General features: G+C 64.4%; 23 protein-coding genes. 6 read left to right on the top strand and 17 right to left on the bottom strand.

Annotation, left to right across the window (positions count from 1 at the left end; translation table 11 throughout):
- Window position 1: 1 nt before the first annotated feature.
- Entirely contained in the window at window positions 2-190 is a 189-nt protein-coding gene (locus tag TZ53_RS15015; protein ID WP_044661801.1) for a hypothetical protein, read from the bottom strand.
- 94 nt (window positions 191-284) lie between these two features.
- Between TZ53_RS15015 and TZ53_RS15010 the strand changes: the two genes are divergently transcribed.
- Complete coding sequence (locus TZ53_RS15010; protein WP_025547872.1) at window positions 285-833, top strand: shikimate kinase; 549 nt, start codon at window positions 285-287, stop codon at window positions 831-833.
- The gene (aroB, locus tag TZ53_RS15005; RefSeq protein WP_044661800.1) at window positions 824-1,936 is read left to right on the top strand and encodes a 3-dehydroquinate synthase; all 1,113 of its coding nucleotides are present in this window, start codon (window positions 824-826) and stop codon (window positions 1,934-1,936) included. The genes TZ53_RS15010 and aroB overlap by 10 nt, the downstream gene beginning before the upstream one ends.
- 254 nt (window positions 1,937-2,190) lie before the next feature.
- Here aroB and rpmE read toward each other — a convergent pair whose 3' ends face one another.
- The 12 genes from rpmE to rpsB form a co-directional block, all read right to left on the bottom strand.
- Window positions 2,191-2,415: a 50S ribosomal protein L31 gene (rpmE, locus tag TZ53_RS15000; RefSeq protein WP_007687040.1), complete on the bottom strand. Its 225-nt coding sequence runs from the start codon at window positions 2,413-2,415 to the stop codon at window positions 2,191-2,193.
- A 181-nt stretch (window positions 2,416-2,596) separates the two neighbouring features.
- Window positions 2,597-3,079, bottom strand: a complete 483-nt coding sequence (fabZ, locus tag TZ53_RS14995; RefSeq protein ID WP_044661799.1) for a 3-hydroxyacyl-ACP dehydratase FabZ — start codon at window positions 3,077-3,079, stop codon at window positions 2,597-2,599.
- Window positions 3,080-3,086: 7 nt separating this feature from the next.
- Window positions 3,087-3,746 carry an OmpH family outer membrane protein gene (locus TZ53_RS14990; RefSeq protein ID WP_025547868.1) on the bottom strand — a complete coding sequence of 220 codons (660 nt, stop codon included), beginning with the start codon at window positions 3,744-3,746 and terminating at the stop codon, window positions 3,087-3,089.
- On the bottom strand, window positions 3,746-6,385 hold the full coding sequence (gene bamA / locus TZ53_RS14985; RefSeq protein WP_044661798.1) for an outer membrane protein assembly factor BamA: 2,640 nt from the start codon (window positions 6,383-6,385) through the stop codon (window positions 3,746-3,748). Before bamA ends, TZ53_RS14990 begins: the two co-directional genes overlap by 1 nt.
- A gap of 112 nt (window positions 6,386-6,497) precedes the next feature.
- Window positions 6,498-7,631, bottom strand: coding sequence for an RIP metalloprotease RseP (gene rseP / locus TZ53_RS14980; RefSeq protein ID WP_044661797.1), 1,134 nt, complete (start codon window positions 7,629-7,631; stop codon window positions 6,498-6,500).
- Window positions 7,628-8,785 carry a 1-deoxy-D-xylulose-5-phosphate reductoisomerase gene (locus tag TZ53_RS14975; RefSeq protein ID WP_044661796.1) on the bottom strand — a complete coding sequence of 386 codons (1,158 nt, stop codon included), beginning with the start codon at window positions 8,783-8,785 and terminating at the stop codon, window positions 7,628-7,630. Before TZ53_RS14975 ends, rseP begins: the two co-directional genes overlap by 4 nt.
- A complete protein-coding gene (locus tag TZ53_RS14970; protein ID WP_025547861.1) occupies window positions 8,782-9,561 on the bottom strand; it encodes a phosphatidate cytidylyltransferase in 780 nt (259 codons plus the stop codon). The genes TZ53_RS14975 and TZ53_RS14970 overlap by 4 nt, the downstream gene beginning before the upstream one ends.
- Before the next feature lie 5 nt (window positions 9,562-9,566).
- Window positions 9,567-10,343, bottom strand: a complete 777-nt coding sequence (locus TZ53_RS14965; RefSeq protein ID WP_025547860.1) for an isoprenyl transferase — start codon at window positions 10,341-10,343, stop codon at window positions 9,567-9,569.
- Window positions 10,344-10,386: 43 nt separating this feature from the next.
- On the bottom strand, window positions 10,387-10,944 hold the full coding sequence (gene frr, locus TZ53_RS14960; RefSeq protein ID WP_025547858.1) for a ribosome recycling factor: 558 nt from the start codon (window positions 10,942-10,944) through the stop codon (window positions 10,387-10,389).
- Between the two features lie 6 nt (window positions 10,945-10,950).
- Window positions 10,951-11,676: a UMP kinase gene (gene pyrH, locus TZ53_RS14955; protein ID WP_020821031.1), complete on the bottom strand. Its 726-nt coding sequence runs from the start codon at window positions 11,674-11,676 to the stop codon at window positions 10,951-10,953.
- Window positions 11,677-11,846: 170 nt separating this feature from the next.
- Window positions 11,847-12,773, bottom strand: a complete 927-nt coding sequence (tsf, locus tag TZ53_RS14950; RefSeq protein ID WP_044661795.1) for a translation elongation factor Ts — start codon at window positions 12,771-12,773, stop codon at window positions 11,847-11,849.
- Window positions 12,774-12,871: 98 nt separating this feature from the next.
- Entirely contained in the window at window positions 12,872-13,630 is a 759-nt protein-coding gene (rpsB, locus tag TZ53_RS14945) for a 30S ribosomal protein S2 (protein ID WP_025547855.1), read from the bottom strand.
- Between the two features lie 247 nt (window positions 13,631-13,877).
- Between rpsB and TZ53_RS14940 the strand changes: the two genes are divergently transcribed.
- Window positions 13,878-14,105 (top strand): hypothetical protein, encoded by a 228-nt coding sequence (locus TZ53_RS14940; RefSeq protein ID WP_044661794.1) that lies wholly within the window; start codon window positions 13,878-13,880, stop codon window positions 14,103-14,105.
- A 3-nt stretch (window positions 14,106-14,108) separates the two neighbouring features.
- On the opposite strand, the gene TZ53_RS14935 is transcribed toward TZ53_RS14940, so the two are convergent.
- Both TZ53_RS14935 and TZ53_RS14930 read right to left on the bottom strand, forming a co-directional pair.
- A complete protein-coding gene (locus TZ53_RS14935; RefSeq protein WP_025547851.1) occupies window positions 14,109-14,885 on the bottom strand; it encodes a CDP-alcohol phosphatidyltransferase family protein in 777 nt (258 codons plus the stop codon).
- Window positions 14,885-15,619: a phosphatidylserine decarboxylase gene (locus tag TZ53_RS14930; RefSeq protein WP_025547850.1), complete on the bottom strand. Its 735-nt coding sequence runs from the start codon at window positions 15,617-15,619 to the stop codon at window positions 14,885-14,887. The genes TZ53_RS14935 and TZ53_RS14930 overlap by 1 nt, the downstream gene beginning before the upstream one ends.
- Before the next feature lie 165 nt (window positions 15,620-15,784).
- On the opposite strand from TZ53_RS14930, the gene TZ53_RS14925 reads away from it, so the two are divergent.
- Both TZ53_RS14925 and TZ53_RS14920 read left to right on the top strand, forming a co-directional pair.
- Window positions 15,785-17,005 (top strand): NADP-dependent isocitrate dehydrogenase, encoded by a 1,221-nt coding sequence (locus TZ53_RS14925; RefSeq protein WP_025547848.1) that lies wholly within the window; start codon window positions 15,785-15,787, stop codon window positions 17,003-17,005.
- Window positions 17,006-17,103: 98 nt separating this feature from the next.
- Entirely contained in the window at window positions 17,104-18,717 is a 1,614-nt protein-coding gene (locus tag TZ53_RS14920; RefSeq protein WP_044661793.1) for a bifunctional GNAT family N-acetyltransferase/carbon-nitrogen hydrolase family protein, read from the top strand.
- Between the two features lie 20 nt (window positions 18,718-18,737).
- Here the strand turns inward: TZ53_RS14920 and TZ53_RS14915 are convergent, their stop codons facing one another.
- Window positions 18,738-19,250: a GNAT family N-acetyltransferase gene (locus TZ53_RS14915; RefSeq protein ID WP_044661792.1), complete on the bottom strand. Its 513-nt coding sequence runs from the start codon at window positions 19,248-19,250 to the stop codon at window positions 18,738-18,740.
- Window positions 19,251-19,340: 90 nt separating this feature from the next.
- Here TZ53_RS14915 and TZ53_RS14910 point away from each other — a divergent pair, with 90 nt between their 5' ends.
- The gene (locus TZ53_RS14910) at window positions 19,341-19,535 is read left to right on the top strand and encodes a KTSC domain-containing protein (RefSeq protein ID WP_044661791.1); all 195 of its coding nucleotides are present in this window, start codon (window positions 19,341-19,343) and stop codon (window positions 19,533-19,535) included.
- Window positions 19,536-19,554: 19 nt separating this feature from the next.
- Here the strand turns inward: TZ53_RS14910 and glmS are convergent, their stop codons facing one another.
- Window positions 19,555-21,378 (bottom strand): glutamine--fructose-6-phosphate transaminase (isomerizing), encoded by a 1,824-nt coding sequence (gene glmS, locus TZ53_RS14905; RefSeq protein ID WP_044661790.1) that lies wholly within the window; start codon window positions 21,376-21,378, stop codon window positions 19,555-19,557.
- Window positions 21,379-21,455: the final 77 nt, after the last annotated feature.

Raw genomic sequence — 21,455 nt, 5'->3', positions numbered from 1 at the left:
TTTACTGGCCCAGCTTTTCGGCGGGAATGACCTTTTCCACGCGGGCCTGCGGCTTTTCGCCGCCGCGCGACCAGAGCAGGGCGATGATCCCCGCCAGCACAAGGACCGCAATGATGGGGATGATCGGCAGGGACGTCTTGCGGCGCCGGGAGCTGCCCTCAAAACTGCTGTAGGAACGGTTGCGCTTCATGAGTCCTGTTCTGGCTGGCTATTCTGGCTGGGCCAAAGCTGAAGGAAAGTTGCGATTTGCCTTGTCGACGCGGGGATGTATAGCCCCGCTCGCCATGCAGCGAAACAGCAAATCCGCCAATGCGCAAGCGAAGCGCGGTCCCATCGTCCTGGTGGGCATGATGGGCGTGGGCAAATCGACCGTCGGGCGTCGGCTGGCGGCGCGGCTTGGCGTGGGCTTCGTCGATGCGGACGAGGAGATCGAAAAGGCCGCGGGCATGACGATCACCGAAATGTTCGAACGCTATGGCGAGGCCTATTTCCGCGATGGCGAACGGCGGGTGATCGCCCGGCTGATGGATGGGGAGCCCAAGGTCATCGCGACCGGCGGGGGCGCCTTCATGCAGGAAGAGACGCGGGCGCTGATCCTGGAGCATGCGCTGGCGATCTGGCTGAACGCCGACATCGACACGCTGGTCGACCGGGTGTCGCGGCGCGAGGGACGGCCGCTGCTGAAGGGCAAGGACCCGCGCGTCGTGCTGACCGAGCTGGCCGCGATCCGCAATCCGGTTTACGCACTCTGCCCCATTCATGTGAAAAGCGCCGCCGCGCCGCATGACGTGGCGGTCGACAGTATCATGGAGCAGCTTTCCCAATGGCCATAGTCCGCGTCGCACTGGATTCGCGCAGCTACGACATTCTGATCGAACAGGGCGTGCTGGACCGGGCGGCAACGCATCTGGCAGGCTATGCGCGCAAGGGACGGCTGGTGGTGGTGACCGATCGGCATGTCGCCGCCGCGCAACTGCCCCGCCTGGAGGCCAGTCTGCGGGCCGCCAATGTGGCGGTCGAAGCGGTGGTCCTGCCACCGGGAGAGCAGACCAAGAGCTGGCGCCACCTTGAAGAGCTGCTCGATGCGCTGCTGGCGCTGGAGATAGAGCGCGGCGACCATGTGGTGGCGCTCGGCGGCGGGGTGATCGGCGATCTGGTGGGCTTTGCCGCCTCGATCCTGAAACGCGGCTGCCATTTCATCCAGGTGCCCACGACATTGCTGGCGCAGGTGGACAGTTCCGTCGGCGGAAAGACCGCGATCAATGCGAAGGCGGGCAAGAATCTGGTCGGCAGCTTTTACCAGCCCTCGCTGGTGCTGATCGATCCCTCGACGCTCGACACGCTGCCGGCGCGGGAGACGCGGGCCGGTTATGCCGAGGTGGTGAAATATGGCCTGATCGACGATCCCGCCTTTTTCGCCTGGTGCGAGGCGGAAGGGCACAGGCTGCTGTCCGGCGACGTCCAGGCGCGCGAATATGCCATCGAACGCAGCGTGGCCGCCAAGGCGGCCATTGTTGCCGATGACGAGCGGGAGACATCCGGACGGCGGGCCTTGCTGAACCTTGGCCATACCTTCGGCCATGCGCTGGAGGCGGATACCGGCTTTTCGGATCTTCTGCTCCATGGCGAGGGCGTCGCGGCGGGGATGGCTCTTGCCTTCCGCTATTCGGCGCGGCGCGGCCTGTGCCCGGCGGAGGATGCGGAGCGGGTGACGGCGCATCTGAAAGCCGTCGGGCTGCCGCACGACCTCGCCAGCGCGCATGTGAAGGCGGACGGCGCGGCGCTGGTCGCGCATATGCTGCACGACAAGAAGATGGCGGCAGGCACCCTGCCCTTCCTGCTGGCGCGGGGAATCGGGCAGACCTTCCTGTCGAAGGATGTCGTGCTGGATGATGTCGCCGCGTTCCTGGACGAGGATCGCATGGCGGCGGGATGATGCCCGGGATGGCTGATAGGGATGGTCAGCCACCGTTAAGCCCCTTCCCTTCAGGTTCAAACGGGGCATGTAACTCGTTTGAAGGGTGGGGATGGGAAGTGCCCATAGGCTGAGACTGCGCGTGAGGCACGCCCCTCTCCCCTGAAGAGGAGGGCAAGCGTCAATGTCCGCTTCTGGCGAAAAGCCGCCTCTACCAACCAAATAAAAAGGGCGCCCCAGGAGGCGCCCTTCCCTATTCTTCGCTTGAAGGCCGATTACTTCTTCAGCGTCAGGCCGCCGAAACGCTTGTTGAAGCGTGCCACCTGGCCGCCCTGCTCAAGCTGGCGGGTGCCGCCGGTCCAGGCCGGGTGCGACTTGGGATCGATGTCGAGCGCCAGCGTGTCGCCTTCCTTGCCCCAGGTCGAGCGGGTGCGGAACGTCGTGCCGTCGGTCATCTGGACGGTGATGAAGTGGTAATCGGGATGCGTATCGGCCTTCATGGGTCTGCTCCGTTCAGGGGCCGGTTTCCGACCGGCCATGGATGCGAAAATCTGCGAAGGCGCGCGGTTACATGGGAATGCGCGCAAAAGCAAGGGGAAGAACGGGCGGTTCCCTGTATCAGTCGACCCGTCATTCCGGCTGGGGAGGAAGTGGCGGGAAAGTCGGGATCACCGCCGCGTTTCAGTTCACCGGCGGGTCGGCAATCATCGCGACGAAACTGGCCTCGGCGCAGAGCTTGCCCTCGACCATCGCCTTGCCCGTGAACTTGCAGACGCGGCCGCGAATCTGGACCAGATCGACATGCAGGTCGAGCAGGCAGCCCGGTTCGACCGGATTGCGGAACTTCGCCCCATCGATGCTCATGAAATAGACGAGCTTGCCCGAACCGCGAAGGTCCATGGTTTCGACCGTCAGCACGCCAGCGGCCTGCGCCATGGCTTCGACGATCAATACGCCGGGCATGATCGGCCGGCCGGGGAAATGCCCCTGGAAGAAATCCTCGTTGATCGACACCGCCTTGACCGCGTGGATCGTGCTGTTCGGCACGAGCGAAATCACGCGGTCGACGAGCAGCATCGGATAACGGTGCGGCAGCGCCGCCATCACCCCACGAATATCGATGGGGCCGATGGCGGCGGCAGCATTGTCAGACTGAACCGTCATCAAGCGATCAGCGCGAGGTCGGCTGCTGCGACGGATTGGCGGGAGCAGCGGCCGGAGCGGCAGCGGCCTGGCCCTGGCGGCCCGGCTGCCAGCCGGCCGGCGGGGTGATGCCGACGCTGGGCACCAGCGCGTTGAGTTCGGTCACCACCGACTGGGTGATGTCGACGGTCGGCTGATAGGACACGGTCGCGTCAGGCGACAGGATCAGGTCGACCTTCGCCTTGGTCATCGCGGACTTCAGCGCATCCGACAGCTTGGCCGAAATCTGCTCCTCGACATAGGCGTTGGCGAGAGCGATCGGCTGACCCAGGCGCTGCAGTTCGGCCTGGCCGTCCTGACCGGCCTTCTGATAGGCCTCATATTGGGTCTGGATTGCCGGGGTCGGCTTGCCACCGGCTGCCTTCATCGCGGCTTCCAGGGCCGTGCCCTTGGCCTTGAGATCGGCGTCGATCGCATTCTTGCGTGCGGTAAAGCCGTCGATCTGCGCCTTGTAGGTGGTCTGGATCTGCGTGCGCGCGGTCGAATAGGCCGAGCTGGTGGCGACGGCGCGTTGCAGGTCGACGACGGCGATGCCGGTCTTCGACTGGGCAGCGGCCGGGACGCTGGTCAGCGCCATGGCGGTCATCGGCGCCAGAACCAGCGCGGCGGCCTTGAAAATGGTCTTCATCAGAATTGAGTCCCTACGTTGAAGCTGATTAGCTGAGTGTCGTCCCCTGGTTCCTTGAGCAGGGCCTTGGCGATGTCGATGCGGAACGGCCCGAAGGGCGAGTTCCAGTTGACGCCGAAGCCCACGGCGACACGCGGTTTCAGCGTATCGCCCAGATATTCCTCATCGAACGGGCCGATGATGAGGGTCTGGTTGGTCCCGCACGTGCCGGGAGTCCCCGCCTCGCTGCGCGAACCGGTCGTGTTGTCGGCGCAGATGCCGTTCGAATTCGTCGTGCGGGGATTGCGCAATCCGGCGACCGCACCGACATCCGCGAAAATCGAGGGACGCAGGCCCATTTCACGCGCACCCGAGCCCAGCGGAATTTCCATTTCCGCCCGCGCCAGATAATAGACCTTGCCGCCCAGGGCGTCGTCGGAAACATTGTTGTTCCCTTCGCCCCGCACATAGGTGGTATTGCCGCTCGAGTCGGTCTGCGACTGCAGGTAATAGCGCTTCACGCGCGGGCCGATGCCGCGAATATCGAAGCCGCGAATCTGCGGATTGCCCAGGAAGAAGCGATCCGTCAGGCGAACCTTGTCGACCAGCTCGTTCGAAGCGTCCCGGCGGTCGCCTTCAAGGCTGTGGATATAGCCGCCCTCCGCAGAGACGGAGAAGATGAACCCGCCGCCGACAGGCCAATATTTGGAGCCGTTCAACCGCGTGCGCACATATTTGACGCTGCCGCCCAGACCCGCGAAATCCTGGCTGAGAACGACATTATGGCCCCGTGTCGGACGAATGCGGTTGTCGCGGGTATCGTAGATCAGAGAATAGCCCAGCGACGACGTCGTCCGCTTGCCGATGGCGTCGCAAAGATAGCGTCCGGCCAGCAGCGGATCGCACTGAAGTCCCAGCGGACCTGCGCCATCGGGATCGGAGTAGTAGGTATCCTTGTCGAGCGTCACGTCGTCCAGATTCAACGTGTAACGCAGGGCCAGCGACATATATTCCGTGATCGGCACGCCGGCGCGAAGCTGGAAGCCGGTCGTCGTCTGTTCATAGGTCGTGTCGCGGTCGTTATTGTTCAGATAACGGAAGCTGTTGAGGTCGCGGCGATAGATGTCGCCGCCCAGTGCGATATTCTTGTCCATGAAATAGGGCTCGGTGAAGCCCACTTCCACCGACTTGGAATAAGCCGAATAATTGACGCTGGTGCGCAGTTCCTGGCCCTTGCCGCGGAAGTTGCGCTGGGTGATCGACGCCGCGACGATGAAACGCTCCAGCGAGGAGAAGCCGGCCGAAAGCGACAATTCGCCGGTCGATTTTTCCTGCACATTGGTTTCCAGGACGATGCGGTCCGGGGCGGAACCCGGCTTCTGCTCGATGTCCAGCTTTTCCTGGAAGAAGCCCAGCGAATTGATGCGGTCCTTCGACCGCTTGACCAGGAAGCTGTTGAACGCATCGCCCTCCGCCAGGCGGAATTCGCGGCGCACGACCTTGTCCTGGGTCAGCGTGTTGCCATTGATGTCGACCCGCTCGACATAGACGCGCGGCGCATTGGCGATGCGGAAGTCGATCCCCATCGTCAGCGTGTCCTTGTCGCGCTGGAAGTCCGGCTGGACGTCCGCGAAGGCATAGCCGAACAGGCCCGCCGTTTCGCTCAGCGTGTCGACCGTGTCCTCGACCTGCTTGGCGTTGTACCAGTCGCCCTTCTTCATCGGCAGCATCTTGGTCAGCGAATCGCCGGACAGGTCGCGAATGTCGCTGTTGACCTTCACATCACCGAATTTGTAGCGCTGCCCTTCCTCGACCACATAGGTGATGATGAAGTCCTGCTTGTCCGGCGTCAGTTCCGCCACGGCGGAGATCACGCGGAAATCGGCATAGCCTTCGGTCAGGTAGAACTGGCGCAGCTTCTGCTGGTCATAGGCCAGACGATCCGGATCGTAGCTGGTGCCCGACGAGAAGATGCGGAACCAGCGCGATTGCTTGGTCACCATCTGGCTGCGCAGTTCGCCGTCCTTGAACTTCTCATTGCCGATGATGTTGATCTGGCGGACCTTGGATTTCGGCCCTTCGGAGATTTCGAAAACGATGTCGACGCGGTTCTGGTCAAGCTGCACCATCTTCGGTTCGACCGTGGCGGCGAAGCGGCCCTGCCGGCGATACAGCTCGATGATGCGGGCCACGTCGGCGCGCACTTTCGAGCGGGTATAGATCTGGCGCGGAGCCAGTTTTATTTCGGGACGTATCTTGTCTTCCTTGAGGCGCTTATTACCTTCAAGGACGATGCGGTTGATGACCGGGTTTTCCTTAACCTCGACGGTCAGCGCGCCATTGTCGTTGCGGATCTGGACGTCGGCGAACAGCTCCGTCTCGTAAAGGTCGCGCAACGCTTGGTCGAGCGATTCCTGGGTGAAGGGCTGGCCGATCCGCAGCTTGGTGTAGGACAGCACCGTATCCGGCTCCAGGCGCTGCTGGCCAGTGACGGAGATGGCGCGGATGGTTCCGGCGGCTGGAGCGACTGCCGGAACGGGCGCAGGCGCGGCAGCCGGCGGGGCATTTTGAGCCATCGCCGGGATCGCAGACATGCCCGCGATCATCGTCGTCGCCAACAGGGCCACGACGACCGGGCGCTGCCTGTTGCTGCTCATCATCGCTGTCACCCGCTCCACCTTCTACAAAAAAGCAACATGTCGTTCACGCCGGACCCATTCCGTTCACATCCGGAAAGACGGCGCCAAATCGCGTCCTCCTGCCCGATACGGCTCAGCCGATCAAGCCGGACAGACGATCCCAGAGGCCGAAAGAGGATAAATCGTTGAATGTTACCAGCACCATCATCGCCAGCAGAACCGCCAGGCCCGAGCGATAGGCCCATTCCTGCACCTGCGGACTGACCGGTCGCCGCTGTATCGCCTCCACCCCGTAGAACAGCAGATGCCCGCCATCCAGCATCGGGATTGGCAAGAGGTTGATGAACCCCAAGTTAATCGAGATGAGGGCCATGAAGAAGACGAAGCTCTCCACCCCCAGCGTCGCCGCCTGACCGGAAACCTCCGCGATCTTGAGCGGGCCGCCCAGTTCCTTGACCGATCGGCCGCCCCCCACGATCTGGCCCAGCGTCTCCACCATGGTGCGGATGATCTGCCCCGTCCGCTCCACGGCGACGACCGGGGCTCGGGCTAGGCTGACGGGCTCGATCACCGGCTCACCCGGCGCGATGCCCAGCCGTCCGATGCGGAACTTGTTGCCGAAGCCGTCATCTTCCTCGACCGCGCCGACCTTGCCCTGCTTCTCGAACAGCTTGCCCCGGCGGTCGATCACGATGGTGACGGGTTCGCCGGGGCGGATCTGCGCGAACAGGCGAATATCGTCGAAGGTCGTCATTTCCCGCCCGTTGAGCGAGACTATGCGGTCGCCCACGACGATGCCAGCCGCCGCTGCCGCGCTGCCGGGCTGCACCTGCCCGGCGACCGCAGGAGTACGGCTCTCGCCATGGACGAAGGCGAAGGTTGCAAGGATCGCCATGGCGAAGAGGAAGTTGATCGCCGGCCCGGCCGCGACGATGGCCGCCCGCTGCCATAGCGGCTTGGCAGGGAAGCTCTCGGCCCGTTCGGCGGCGGGCATTTCCAGCCAGCGGGGATCGGTCTGGCTCGCCGCGTTCATGTCGCCCTTGAAACGCACATAGCCGCCCAGCGGCAGCGCCCCCAGGCGCCAGCGGGTGCCGCGCCTGTCCACCCAGGCCGCGATTTCCGGGCCGAATCCGATGGAAAAGGCCTCCGCCTTCACCCCGCACCAGCGGCCCACCAGATAATGGCCCAGCTCATGCACGAAGACGAGCGGTCCGATGACCGCCACAAATGCGACTACGGTCAACAGGAAACCGGGATTCTGGATCAAGCGGTCAATCTTTCCATCACTTGTGCAGCCATATTACGCGCCTGCGCATCCGCTTCCAGCACATCGTCGATCTGGCGGGGCACAGGCGCGCTATAGCGGTTCAGGACATCCTCCACAATCATGGCGATATCAAGGAAGCCTATGGCGCCTTTGAGGAAGGCGGCGACGGCGACCTCATTGGCGGCGTTCAATATGGCGGGCGCTGCGCCGCCCGCCTCCGCCGCCTGCCGGGTCAGCCGCAGCGCGGGGAAGCGATGCTCATCCGGCGCCTCGAAATCCAGGCGGGCGATCCGGGCGAGGTCCAGCGGCTGGCAAGGGGTAGCGATCCGATCGGGCCAGGCCAGCGCATGGGCGATGGGGATGCGCATGTCGGGCGAGCCAAGCTGCGCCAGGGTTGAGCGGTCGCGATATTCGACCATGGAGTGGATGACCGATTGCGGATGGACGAGGATCTCGATCCGGTCGAGCCCGACCGGGAAGAGATGCGCCGCCTCTATCAGTTCCAGCCCCTTGTTCATCATCGTCGCGCTGTCGACGCTGATCTTCGCGCCCATGGACCAGTTGGGATGGGCGACGGCCTGCGCGGGGGTGATGCCGCGCATCCCCTCCCGGCTGCGGGTGCGGAAGGGGCCGCCGCTCGCGGTCAGGGTGATCCTTGCGACATCTTCCATGCGACTGCCCGCAAGGCACTGGAATATGGCATTATGTTCGCTGTCGACCGGCAGCAGCGTCGCGCCCGACGCACCGACCGCGTCCATCATCAGCGCGCCCGCCGACACCAGCGATTCCTTGTTGGCGAGCGCGACCGTGCCACCCGCCTTCAACGCCGCCATGGTCGGGCGCAGCCCCGCGCAACCGACGATGGCGGCCATGCTCCAGTCCGCGCCTGCACCGGCCACGTCGACCAACGCGCCTTGGCCGGCCGCCGCCTCCGTCCCGGAACCGCGCAGCGCATCCTTCAGCGCGTCATAGCGGGTCTCGTCCCCGATCACCGCGATCGCGGCATTGCTCTGCCGCGCGGCGGCGGCCAGACCCGCCACATCGCCATGCGCGGTCAGCGCAACGACGCTATAGCTGTCCGGATCGCGCTGGATCAGGTCCAGCGTGGACATGCCGACCGATCCGGTCGCGCCGAAGATCGACACTTTCTTCATGGCAATTGCACCAGGATCATATAGCAGATCGCGGCCAGCGGCGCGGCGGCGACCACCCCGTCCAACCGATCCATCACGCCACCATGGCCGGGCAGCAGCGTACCGCTATCCTTCACCCCTGCACGGCGCTTCATCCAGCTTTCCAACAGGTCGCCCAGTTGCGCGGCGACCGCCAGCAGGCCGCTTGCCGCGGCAAGCTGAACCGGCAGGTCCGCGAACCGGTAGAGCAGGAAACCCACGGTCAGCGCCGCCAGCACCCCACCGCCAAGGCCGGCCCAGGTCTTGGACGGGCTGACGCGCGGAGCCAGCTTCGGCCCGCCAATGGAGCGGCCGGCGAAATAAGCGCCGATGTCGGTCGCCCAAACGAGGCCCAGCGCCCAGAGGGTCAGCAGCAACCCCTGAAGATTGGGCGCCTGTTCGCGCAGGAAAAGCAGCGCCATCACCGGCACGACGATATAGGGCACGCCCAGCGCCAGCTTGACCGACCGGCCCACCAGCGCGACGAAGAAGAAGGCGGCCGCCATCAATGTGAAGGCGAGCCAGGACACGCCGGCCGCCGCCGGGCAAAGGATCGCCAGCGGCACCGAGACGGCGAACATCGCCAGCTTGCGGTTCTCCGGCGTGGCTCCGGTCAGGTCGCCCCACTCCCCCTGCATCAGCACGCCCGCCACGGACAGCAGCATCCAGAAAAGGAAGCCGCCCGAAAACAGGGCCGCCAACGCTACGAGGATGAGCACGACGCCGACGATGGCGCGGGTGCGAAGCTCGCTCGACATGCCTGTCACAGCCCGCCGAAACGGCGGTCCCTCAGGCGGAAGGCGTCCAGTGCGGCAGCCAGCGCCCGCCCGTCGAAATCCGGCCACAGCATGTCCGTGAAATAAAGCTCCGCATAGGCGGCCTGCCATAGCATGAAATTGCTGAGCCGCTGCTCGCCCGAGGTACGGATCATCAGGTCGAGCGGCGGCAGGTCTGCGGTGTAGAGCGCCGCATCCACATCGGCGAGGCCGATCTCCTCCGCCGCGATCTCGCCGGCGGCCACGCGGCGCGCCAGCGTCTGGGCCATGCGAACCAGTTCGTCCTGCGCGCCATAGTTGAGCGCTATGGCAATGATCGGCCCGCTATTCCCCGCAGTCCGCGCCACTGCATTGTCGATCAGCGCCACCAGCGCAGGATCGAGCGCCCGATAATTGCCGATGATGCGCAGCCGCACGCCATTGGCATGGAATTCGTCAAGGTCGGACTGGATGAAATGACGCAGCAGGCCCATCAGGTCCGCCACCTCGCCGGCCGGACGCTTCCAGTTTTCCGAGGAAAAGGCGTAGAGCGTCAGGCATTCCAGACCCAGTTCCCGCGCGGCGCGGGCGACGCGGCGCACCGCCTCCACCCCCGCCCGATGGCCGGCGATGCGGGGCAGGAAGCGCTTCTTCGCCCAGCGTCCATTGCCGTCCATGATGATGGCGACGTGACGAGGCATGGCCGTTCCTGGCGGAACATCCTTGGGGCGCGCGCCATGGGCTGGCGCGCCGCTGGTCAGATCGGTTTTGGCTTGGGTGGCCATCAGACAGGAATGCGTGCTTTGGCCGCGAAAGGAAAGCCCCGGATCACTGACCGAGAATTTCCTTTTCCTTCGCCGCAGCCGCCGCGTCGATGTCCGCGATGGTGCTATCGGTCAGCTTCTGGACTTCGGTTTCCTTGCGCTTGCGCTCGTCCTCGCTGATCTCGCCCTTCTTCTCGTCGGTCTTCAGGCTGTCCATGCCGTCGCGGCGGACATTGCGGACGGCGATCCGGGCGCCCTCGGCATATTTGCTGGCGAGCTTGGCGAGTTCCTTGCGGCGCTCCTCGGTCAGGTCGGGGATCGGCAGGCGCAGCGTCTGGCCGTCGACGATGGGGTTAAGGCCCAGCCCCGCCGAACGGATCGCCTTGTCGACCGGGCCGACATTGCTCTTGTCCCACACCTGCACGGAAAGCATGCGCGGTTCGGGCGCGGAAACGGTCGCGACCTGATTAAGCGGCATATGCGCGCCATAGACCTCGACCGTCACCGGATCGAGAAGCTGGATATTGGCGCGGCCCGTGCGCAGGCCCGACAGATCGCCTTTCAGCGATTCCAGGGCACCCGCCATGCGGCGTTCGAGGTCGGCCTTGTCATATTGAGCCATTTTGTTTCAGCGCTCCTGATTTTGCACGATCGTCGCCACACCGTCACCGGCCAGCACCTTGGCCAGATTGCCGGTTTCGCGGATGTTGAACACGACGATGGGGATATTGTTTTCGCGGCAAAGGGCAATGGCGCTCGCGTCCATGACCTTCAGATTGTCGTTCAGCACCTGGTCGAAGCTGATCGCTTCATAGCGGGCCGCATCCGGCACCTTCTTGGGATCGGCATTGTAGATGCCGTCGACGCTGGTCCCCTTGAACAGGGCGTCGCAATCCATTTCGGCCGCCCGCAGCGCCGCCGTGGTGTCCGTGGTGAAGAAGGGGCTGCCGGTGCCCGCCGCGAAGATGACGATCCGTCCCTTCTCCATATGCCGCACCGCCTTGCGCCGGATATAGGGTTCGCAGACCGACGCCATCGGAATGGCGGACTGGACGCGCGTGTCGTAGCCCAGCTTCTCCAGCGCATTCTGCACGGCGAGCGCGTTCATGACGGTGGCCAGCATGCCCATATAGTCGGCGCTCGCCCGGTCGAAACCCTTGGCGGCGCCCGCCAGACCCCGGAAGATATTGCCGCCGCCAACGACGACGCACAGTTCGAACCCCGCATCCTTCGCCGCCGCGATCTCGCCCGCGACGCGGTTCACCGTCTCCGGCTCGATGCCGAACTGCCCCTGCCCCATCAGCACTTCGCCCGAAAGTTTCAGCAGGATGCGCTTGAAGGCTGGGCGAGACATGCGGGGCAATATTCCTTTTATGATCGGGCAAGGAAATGGCGCGCACCTTAAGCAGCGCGCGCCATGTTGTGAAGCAGGGTTTTGGAAACCCCGAACTTCCTTAGCGCCCGCTTCCGGCTTGTCGAGAAGCCTGAGCCTCCCGACACCGCCGAAGCGAACGAACTATCGGATCAGACGCCTGCGGCCGCGGCCACTTCGGCGGCGAAGTCGCTCGTTTCCTTCTCGATGCCTTCACCGAGCTGGAAGCGGACATAGTTCTTCAGCGTGATCGACGCGCCGGCATCCTTCGCCGCCTTCGCGACGACATCGGCAACCGGGGTCTTGTTGTCCATCACGAAGAGCTGGCTGAGCAGGGCCTGCTCCTTGGCGAACTTGGCGACGGCGCCGTCGACCATCTTGGCGACGATCTCGGCAGGCTTGCCCGATTCGGCGGCCTTTTCAGCGGCGATGGCGCGCTCGCGCTCCAGCAGGGCCGGATCGATGTCGGCGGCCGACAGCGCCAGCGGGAAGGCAGCGGCGATGTGCATCGCGATCTGCTTGCCCAGCGGCTCCAGGACGTCGGCGGGCGCATCGCCTTCCAGCGCAACCAGCACGCCGATCTTGCCCAGGCCCGGAGCGGCCGCATTATGGACATAGGGAACGACCACGCCCTGGTTCACCTCGACCTGGCCGACGCGGCGCAGGGTCTGGTTCTCGCCGATGGTGGCGATGTTGGCGACCAGCTTCTCGGCGACCGTGCCGCCCGAGGGATAGGCCGCGTTCGACAGCGCCTCGGCATCGGCCACGCCGTTCTCCAGCGCGATGACCGACACGGTGCGGACGAAATCCTGGAACTGGTCGTTCTTGGCGACGAAGTCGGTTTCGCTGTTCACTTCGACGGCCACACCCTTGGTGCCGGCGACGGCGACGCCGACCAGGCCTTCGGCGGCGGTGCGGCTCGACTTCTTCTGCGCGGCGGCCAGACCCTTGGCGCGCAGCCAGTCGGTCGCCGCTTCGATGTCGCCATTGGCTTCGGTGAGCGCCTTCTTGCAATCCATCATGCCCGCGCCCGAACGGTCGCGCAGTTCCTTGACGGCAGCAGCGGTAATCTCGGCCATGTTTCGGCTCCTAAAGTTCAATGTTTCAGAAAAACGGCAGGGCGCGTTCCAGTGGAGCGCGCCCTAGCCTGTCAATTTTGCAGTTCGAAGACCGCGTCTCAGGCCTGAGCGACGACCTCTTCGGCCTCGGGCTCGTCCAGAGCGCCCAGGTCGACGCCCGAAGCCTGCTGCGCACCGCGGTTGCCCTTGGTGGCGGCGGCGGCGACGGCGTCGCAGTAAAGGCGGATCGCGCGGCTGGCGTCATCGTTCGCCGGAACCGGGAACGCGATGCCGTCGGGCGAGACGTTGGAATCGAGGATCGCAACGACCGGGATGCCCAGCGTGTTGGCTTCCTTGATCGCCAGTTCTTCCTTGTTGGCGTCGATCACGAACATGACATCGGGGATGCCGTTCATGTCGCGGATGCCGCCCAGCGACAGTTCCAGCTTCTCGCGCTCGCGGGTCATCTGGAGGACTTCCTTCTTGGTGAAGCCGTGGGTGTCGCCCGACAGCTTCTCTTCCAGGGTCTTCAGACGCTTGATCGAACCCGAAATGGTCTTCCAGTTGGTGAGCATGCCGCCCAGCCAGCGATGGTTGACGAAATGCTGGCCCGACTTGCGGGCGGCTTCGGCGATCGGGTCCTGCGCCTGGCGCTTGGTGCCGACGAACAGCACCTTGCCACCGGCGGCGACGGTCGCCGACACGAAGTCCAGCGCGCGGCCGAACAGCGGCACGGTCTGCGACAGGTCGAGAATGTGGATGCCGTTGCGCTCACCGAAGATGTACGGCTTCATGCGCGGGTTCCAGCGGTGGGTCTGGTGGCCGAAATGCGCGCCGGCCTCGATCAATTGATGCATGGTGACGACAGGAGCCGCCATAATATTTCTCCTTCCGGTTACACCTCTGGGAATCAGGAACTGGGCGTCACGCACAGCACCGGATATGTCGATTCCCATGTGGAATGGGCGCGCCTTTAACGGCGTCGGAATATCAATGCAAGGGGGTTGACTCTCCATTCCGGATAGAACATAAGGAGAACATCGGGAACAAATGGCGGATTCACGCCGTTTGCCTGCCTATAGTGAACCAAGCCGTGCAAATGGCAAGACAGAAAGTGAGCTGCATATGTTCGCACTGGTCGCAGCACTTGTTTTCATCGGATCCTTCCTGCTGGCCGCAGGCACCATTATCGGCATGTTCCTGGCCTATCATGACAAGATGGTCGCGGCGCTGACGTTCGAACCGATACCGCAGGAAACGCCGGTCTATCGCCTGCGCATCAGCCGGCGACGCGCGTCACCCTCTGCACGGCAGGCCGCGCCGGCTTTTGCGGCGGCGGTCCTGGCCGCCTGAGGATTACGCTTCCTCGCCCGCCCGCTGGCGGCGCACCTTGGCATAGGACATCATGCCGAAGGGGATGAGCGCAAGGTAGAAGGCGCACAACACCAGCAGCGTCAGCCACGGATCGGTGATCAGCAGCGCCGCCAGCAGACCCGCCAGCGCGATCGCCTCCAGCCGGATGCGTTTGCGCAGGCGCAGCGCCGACCAGCTATAGGTCGCGATGTTGGAGATCATCAGGAAAGCCGTGAAGGCGGTCCAGGGCGCCACGACATACCATTCCCGAAAAAGCGGCTCGCCCGTCACCAGCCAGAGATAGAGCGGCACGAAGGCCAGCCCCGCACCTGCCGGAGCCGGCACGCCGGTCAGGAAACCGGCGGATTTGTGCGGCTGAACATCGGCGTCGATATTCGCATTGAACCGCGCCAGCCGCAGCGCGCAGGACAGCGCATGGGCGAGCGCGAAGATCCAGCCGAATTTCGGCATGGCGTTCAGCGACCAGAGATAGAGCACCAGCGCCGGCGCCACGCCAAAGGCGATGGAGTCCGACAAGGAGTCGAGTTCGGCCCCGAAACGGCTCTCCCCCCGCAACAACCGCGCGATGCGCCCGTCCAGCCCATCCAGCACCCCGGCGATGAGGATGGAGAGCACCGCCCTCTCCCACTCGCCCGATATGCCGTAGCGCACGCCGGTCAGGCCGAAGCACAGGGCCATTGCGGTCACGGCGTTGGGCGCCACCATCCGCAGGGTGATCCCCCGGCGCAATCCGCGCGGGATGGCGCGCCGCTGCCGCATTATTGCTGAATCCCCGAAATCACGCGCATGTCACCGATCTGGCCCAGGATCGTCTCACCCGCGACGGTGCGCTGCCCCAGCACCACGCGCGGCGCGGTGCCGGCGGGCAGATAGACGTCGACCCGGCTGCCGAAACGGATGAGGCCGATGCGCTGTCCGGCCGCGACCATGTCGCCCGGCTTCACGAAGGGCACGATCCGCCGCGCCACCAATCCGGCGATCTGGGTGAAGCCGATGCGCACGCCGTCATGCCGCTCCACCAATATATGCTGGCGCTCATTATCCTCGCTCGCCTTGTCGAGATCGGCGTTCAGGAACTTGCCCGAGATATAGACGACCGATTTCACCGTCCCGCCGATCGGCGTGCGGTTGATGTGGACGTCGAACACGCTCATGAAGATCGACACGCGGATCATGGGCTGGTCGCCCAGCCCATCCGCCCCTGCCATCTCGCGGGGGGGCGGCACCCGCTGGATCAGCGTCACCAGCCCATCGGCGGGGGCGACGATGGCCCGCTCATCCTGCGGCACCGCGCGCACCGGATCGCGGAAGAACGCCAGCACCCAGATGGTCACCATCACCATCAGCCAGCCGAGGATTTCCCAGCCGACCAGGAACAGCAGCGCGGTGATGGCCGCCGCGATCAGGCCGAATTTCACGCCCTCCGGATGCACGGAGGGGAAGCGCCATTTCACATTGCCGCCCAGTGCGACCGTCAGTTCGTCATTTTCCATGGGCACCGTCTTTAAGGACAGACACTTGCAGTGACAACGTCCGATACCGTCGCAGGAGCCATGAAATGTTCCAATCCTGCAAAGGGCATTGGACGGTTGAACATTGCCGTCGCTTTGCCTAGGGCGGTCGCAAATTCCACCCGAACGAGAAGGCGAACAGGCGCTATGGCTAAGATCAAGGTGAAAAACCCCGTCGTGGAGATCGATGGCGATGAAATGACGCGGATCATATGGCAGTGGATCCGTGAGCGCCTGATTCTCCCCTATCTCGACATCGATCTTAAATATTACGATCTGGGCGTCGAGAAGCGCGACGAAACCAACGACCAGATCACCATCGATTCCGCCAACGCGATCAAGGAACATGGCGTCGGCGTGAAATGCGCCACCATCACCCCGGATGAAGCCCGCGTGGAGGAATTCGGCCTGAAGGAAATGTGGAAGTCGCCCAACGGCACCATCCGCAACATCCTGGGCGGCGTGGTGTTCCGTGAACCCATCGTCATCCGCAACGTGCCGCGCCTGGTCCCCGGCTGGACCGACCCCATCGTCATCGGCCGCCACGCCTTCGGCGACCAGTATCGCGCCACCGACTTCCTCGTCCCCGGCCCCGGCAAGCTGCGCATGGTGTGGGACGGCGCCAATGGCGAGAAGATCGAGAAGGACGTCTTCAACTTCCCCAGCTCCGGCGTCGCCATGGGCATGTACAATCTGGACGACTCGATCCGCGATTTCGCCCGCGCCAGCATGAACTACGCGCTGGGCCGCGGCTGGCCGCTGTACCTCTCGACCAAGAACACCATTCTCAAGGCCTATGACGGCCGCTTCAAGGACCTGTTCCAGGAAGTGTTCGACAATGAATTCGCCGACGAGTTCAAGAAGGTGGGCGCCGTCTACGAACATCGCCTGATCGACGACATGGTCGCCTCCGCCCTCAAGTGGAGCGGCAAGTTCGTCTGGGCCTGCAAGAATTACGATGGCGACGTCCAGTCGGACACCGTGGCGCAGGGGTTCGGCTCGCTGGGTCTCATGACCTCCGTGCTGCTGTCGCCCGACGGCAAGACCGTCGAGGCCGAAGCCGCGCACGGCACCGTCACCCGCCACTATCGCCAGCATCAACAGGGCAAGGCGACCTCGACCAATCCGATCGCCTCGATCTTCGCCTGGACCCAGGGCCTTTCCTATCGCGGCAAGTTCGACGAAACGCCGGAAGTCACCAAGTTCGCGGAAACGCTGGAAAAGGTCTGCATCGAAACGGTCGAGGGCGGCGCGATGACCAAGGATCTCGCCCTGCTGATCGGTCCGGAACAGGCGTGGATGACCACCGAGCAGTTCTTCGAGGCGATCCGCGTGAACCTGGAAGAAGCCATGGGCAAGTGGCAATAATCGGACGGAACTGATCCGCCCTTCCGCGGTTCAATACGGAAACGGAACGAGGCGGCGCCGTGTATCGGCGCCGCCTTTTCCATGGCAGGAGATCAGCGATGACGACGACAGCCAAGAAACGCCTGGAGGTCCGGGCCGCCGTTCCTTCCGATGTACGCGGCATCCAGCGACTGATCGCCCGGGTCTATCCCGGCATGCCCAATTATTCGCTCGCCACCCTGCGCGGGCAGATCAACAATTTCCCCAATGGCTGCTTCGTCGCGCTCTACGACAATAAGGTCGTCGGCTATTGCGCGACCATGCGGGTCAGCAAGGCGATGGCCTTTTCCCATCATGACTGGGAGGAGATCACGGCAAACGGCTTCGGCACGCGGCACAGCGCGGCGGGCGAGTGGCTGTACGGCTATGAAATGGCCGTCGACCCCAAGCTGCGCGGCCTGCGCATCGGCCAGCGCCTCTATGACGAGCGCAAGGAGCTGGCCGAGGAACTGGACCTGCACGGCATCGTCATCGCCGGGCGCATGCCGGGCTATGCGCGTGCGAAGCGGCGCGTCGATGGCCCGGCGGATTATCTGGACAAGGTCGTGCACGGCAAGCTGCGCGATCAGGTGATCAGCTTCCAGCTCAAGAACCAGTTCGAGCCGCTCGGCGTGCTGGAAAACTACCTGCCCGAAGACAGGCAGTCCGACGGACACGCCGCCCATCTGGTATGGCGCAACCCCTATGTCGACCCCGACGAAGCGCCCGAAATGCGGGTGCCGCGCGGCGTGGAAAGCGTCCGCCTAGCCACCTGTCAGTTGCAGGCCCGCGCGGTGAAGGACTTCGAAGAGTTCATTCGCAATATCGAATATTTCGTCGACGTGGCGGCAGATTATCGCTCCGACTTCATCGTTTTTCCCGAACTGTTCACCCTGCCGCTGCTCTCCTACGAAACCAAGAAGCTCACTCCGATCGAGGCCATCGACAGGCTGACCGGCTACACCCCGCGCCTGACCCGCGAACTGGAGCGGATGGCGCTGGAATATAATATCAACATCATCGGCGGCTCCCATCCGACGCGGGCAGAGGATGGCGACATCCAGAATATCGCCTATGTCGCCCTGCGCGACGGTTCGCTGCACACGCAGGAGAAGATCCACCCGACGCCCAACGAAGCCTTCTGGTGGAACATCAAGGGCGGGGACTCGCTGGACGTGTTCCAGACCGACTGCGGGCCGATCGGCGTGCTCATCTGTTATGACAGCGAATTTCCGGAACTGGCGCGGCGACTGGTGGACCAGGGCGCGCGGATCATCTTCGTCCCCTTCTGCACCGACTCGCGGCTGGGCTATATGCGCGTGCGCTATTGCGCGCAGGCCCGCGCCATCGAGAATCAATGCTATGTCGTCATGTCGGGCAATGTCGGCAACCTGCCCAATGTCGACAATATGGACATCCAATATGCGCAGAGCGCGATCCTGACGCCCTGCGACCTGCCCTTTGCGCGGGACGGGATCGCGGCGGAATCGACGGAGAATGTCGAAACGCTGACCATGGCCGACGTGAACCTGGCGGACCTGAGCTGGGCGCGGGCGGAGGGTACGGTCCGCAACCTGCGCGACAGGCGGTTCGACCTCTATCATATCGACTGGGACAGCAATCCCGACCACAGCCATGCGCCGAGCGGCGGGCCGGTGCCGGCGGGCGGGCACAATGCGCCGGGTGGCGGCTGAGCTTCTCCGCCGGGTCGCCTCTATGCGGACGATTTTTCGAGCATGACGGCCGTCCGCCCCTTGTAGACCGCCTCCCTGAACGGCGCATAGCCCAACCTGGCCGCAAGCCTGAGCGATGGGTCGTTGGCGGGATCGATGAGGCAGACGGTTCGGCCGGCACCCTTGCGCCGCGCATACCAGTCGTGCGCGGCGCAGGCGGCCTCGAACGCGTAGCCGCGGCCATGTACCTCGGATGAGAAAATCCAGGCCGCTTCCCCCGCCTTGTCGAAATCATCGCCGAGGCCCCGATGGAAATCCGCCAGCCCGGTTTCTCCGACATAGCGGCCGCTGGCCTTTTCGATCACCGCGAAAATGCCGTAGCCCAGAAGGGACCAGTGCCCCTCATAACGCAGGATGCGGTTCCAGGCGTCTTCCGGCGAAGGAGCTACGCCGCCGATATGCCGCATCAGGTCCATGTCCGACCACATGGCGCAATAAGGCGCGAAGTCAGCGAGCGTGTAGGGGCGAAGGCGCAGTCTTTCCGTCTCGATCATTCCCCAGAGGATAGAGCGGCCCGGTTCGGCCGGCAACGGCTGGCGCCCTCCGACACGCAACCTCCCCCGTCGCGGATCATTGTCATCCGCATGCCGTCGACCGCCATCGCCCGTTTCGACTATGACGCCACCCAGCGCCGGCTGGACGTGCAGTTCGTCAGCGGGCGGCGCTACAGCTATCATGATGTCCCGGTGGACGTCGCGGAAGGCATGCGCGCCGCCACGTCCAAGGGCGGCTATTTCAACCGCCGCATCCGGGACCGCTACCGCTTCACTCGCCAGTGAATCACTCGCCAGCCATCTATCACTCGACAGTGACGGACTTGGCGAGGTTCCTTGGCTGGTCGACGTCCGTGCCCTTGGCCACGGCGACATGATAGGCCAGCAACTGCACCGGCACGGCATAGACCATCGGCGCGATCAGCGGATGCACCTTGGGCATGGTGATGGTCGCCATGCAGCCCTCGCCCGCCGCCTGCACCCCGTCATAGTCGGAGATCAGCACAACCTTGCCGCCGCGCGCCTGCACTTCCTGCATGTTGCTGACGGTCTTCTCGAACAGCGGCCCGCTGGGCGCCAGCACGATCACCGGCACCTTGTCGTCGATCAAGGCGATGGGACCATGCTTCATCTCGCCCGCGGCGTAGCCCTCGGCATGGATATAGCTGATTTCCTTGAGCTTCAGCGCCCCTTCCAGCGCCAGCGGATAGTCCGGCCCGCGCCCCAGATAGAGCACGTCGCGGGCTCCCGCGATCAGATGCGCCATCGCCTCTATCGATTCATCATAGGCCAGCGCCCCGTTGAGCGCGGCGGGCGCTTCGGACAGGTGGCGGACCAGTTCCTTCTCCGCCTTCGCGTCCAGCCGCCCCTTGGCGCGGGCGAGATTGGCCGCGAACGCCGCCAGCACCGCCAACTGGCAGGTGAAGGCCTTGGTCGACGCCACGCCGATCTCCGGCCCGGCATTGGTGGGCAGCAGCAGGTCCGCCTCCCGCGCCATGGTGCTGGTTGGCACGTTGACGACGGCGGCGATCTTCTGCCCTTCGGCCCGCGCATGGCGGAGCGCGGCGAGCGTATCGGCGGTCTCGCCCGACTGGCTGATGACGATCATCAGGCCGCCCTCCTCCATCACCGGGGCGCGGTAGCGGAACTCGCTCGCCACATCGATGTCGACAGGCACGCGGGCGAATTGCTCGAACCAATATTTGGCGACCATGCCCGCATAATAGCTGGTGCCGCAGGCGACGATGGTGACGCGGCGGATGGTTCCCAGGTCGAAATCGGGGATCGGCAGCGACACCTGATCCTCCATCCGGCGCAGATAGGAACGCAGGGTCTGGGCCACGACCACCGGCTGCTCATAAATTTCCTTGAGCATATAGTGGCGGTGATTGCCCTTGGAGATCAGTTCGCCGGTCACGCCGCTGATGGTGACGGGGCGTTCGACGGGGTTGTTGTCCTTGTCGAAAATCTCCGCGCCGTCGCGGGTGATGACGACCCAGTCGCCTTCCTCCAGATAGGCGATGCGCTGGGTCAGCGGGGCCAGCGCCAGCGCGTCGGAACCGAGATAGGTCTCACCCTCGCCATAGCCCACCACCAGCGGCGAACCCAGGCGCGCGCCGATGAGAATCTCGGGATGGCTGCGGAACAGGATCGCCAGCGCAAAGGCGCCATGCAGGCGCGGCAAAACCTGCGCCACGGCATCGCGGGGCGACGCGCCCTGCTCCACCAGCTCGCTCACCAGATGGGCGACGACTTCCGTGTCGGTCTGGCTGTCGAAAGTCCGGCCCCGCGCCATCAGTTCCTCGCGCAGCGGCTTGAAATTCTCGATGATGCCGTTGTGGACGAGCGCCACTTCCTTCGTGGCGTGGGGATGGGCGTTGCTGGTCGTCGGCGCGCCATGGGTGGCCCAGCGGGTGTGGGCGATGCCGGTGGTGCCCGGCAGGGGCGCGGCGTCCAGTTCCTTCACCAGATTGGCGAGCTTCCCCTCGGCCCGGCGGCGGTCGATCCGCCCGTCATGGACGGTGGCGACGCCCGCGCTGTCATAGCCGCGATATTCCAGGCGCCTGAGGCCCTCCACCAGCCGTCCCGCCACGTCGTCCTTGCCGATGATTCCGATGATACCGCACATGGATAGTCAGTCCCAAAGCCGTGAAAACTCTATGCTTACGCCGCCTATGCCACGATCATGCGGCGGGCGACAGGGGT

It is taken from the genome of Sphingobium sp. YBL2 (assembly GCF_000943805.1).
In the GTDB taxonomy this organism is placed as follows: Bacteria; Pseudomonadota; Alphaproteobacteria; order Sphingomonadales; family Sphingomonadaceae; genus Sphingobium; species Sphingobium fuliginis.
The sequence above is the reverse complement of the archived record's forward strand: the minus strand, read 5'-3'. Positions and strand labels throughout refer to the sequence as shown.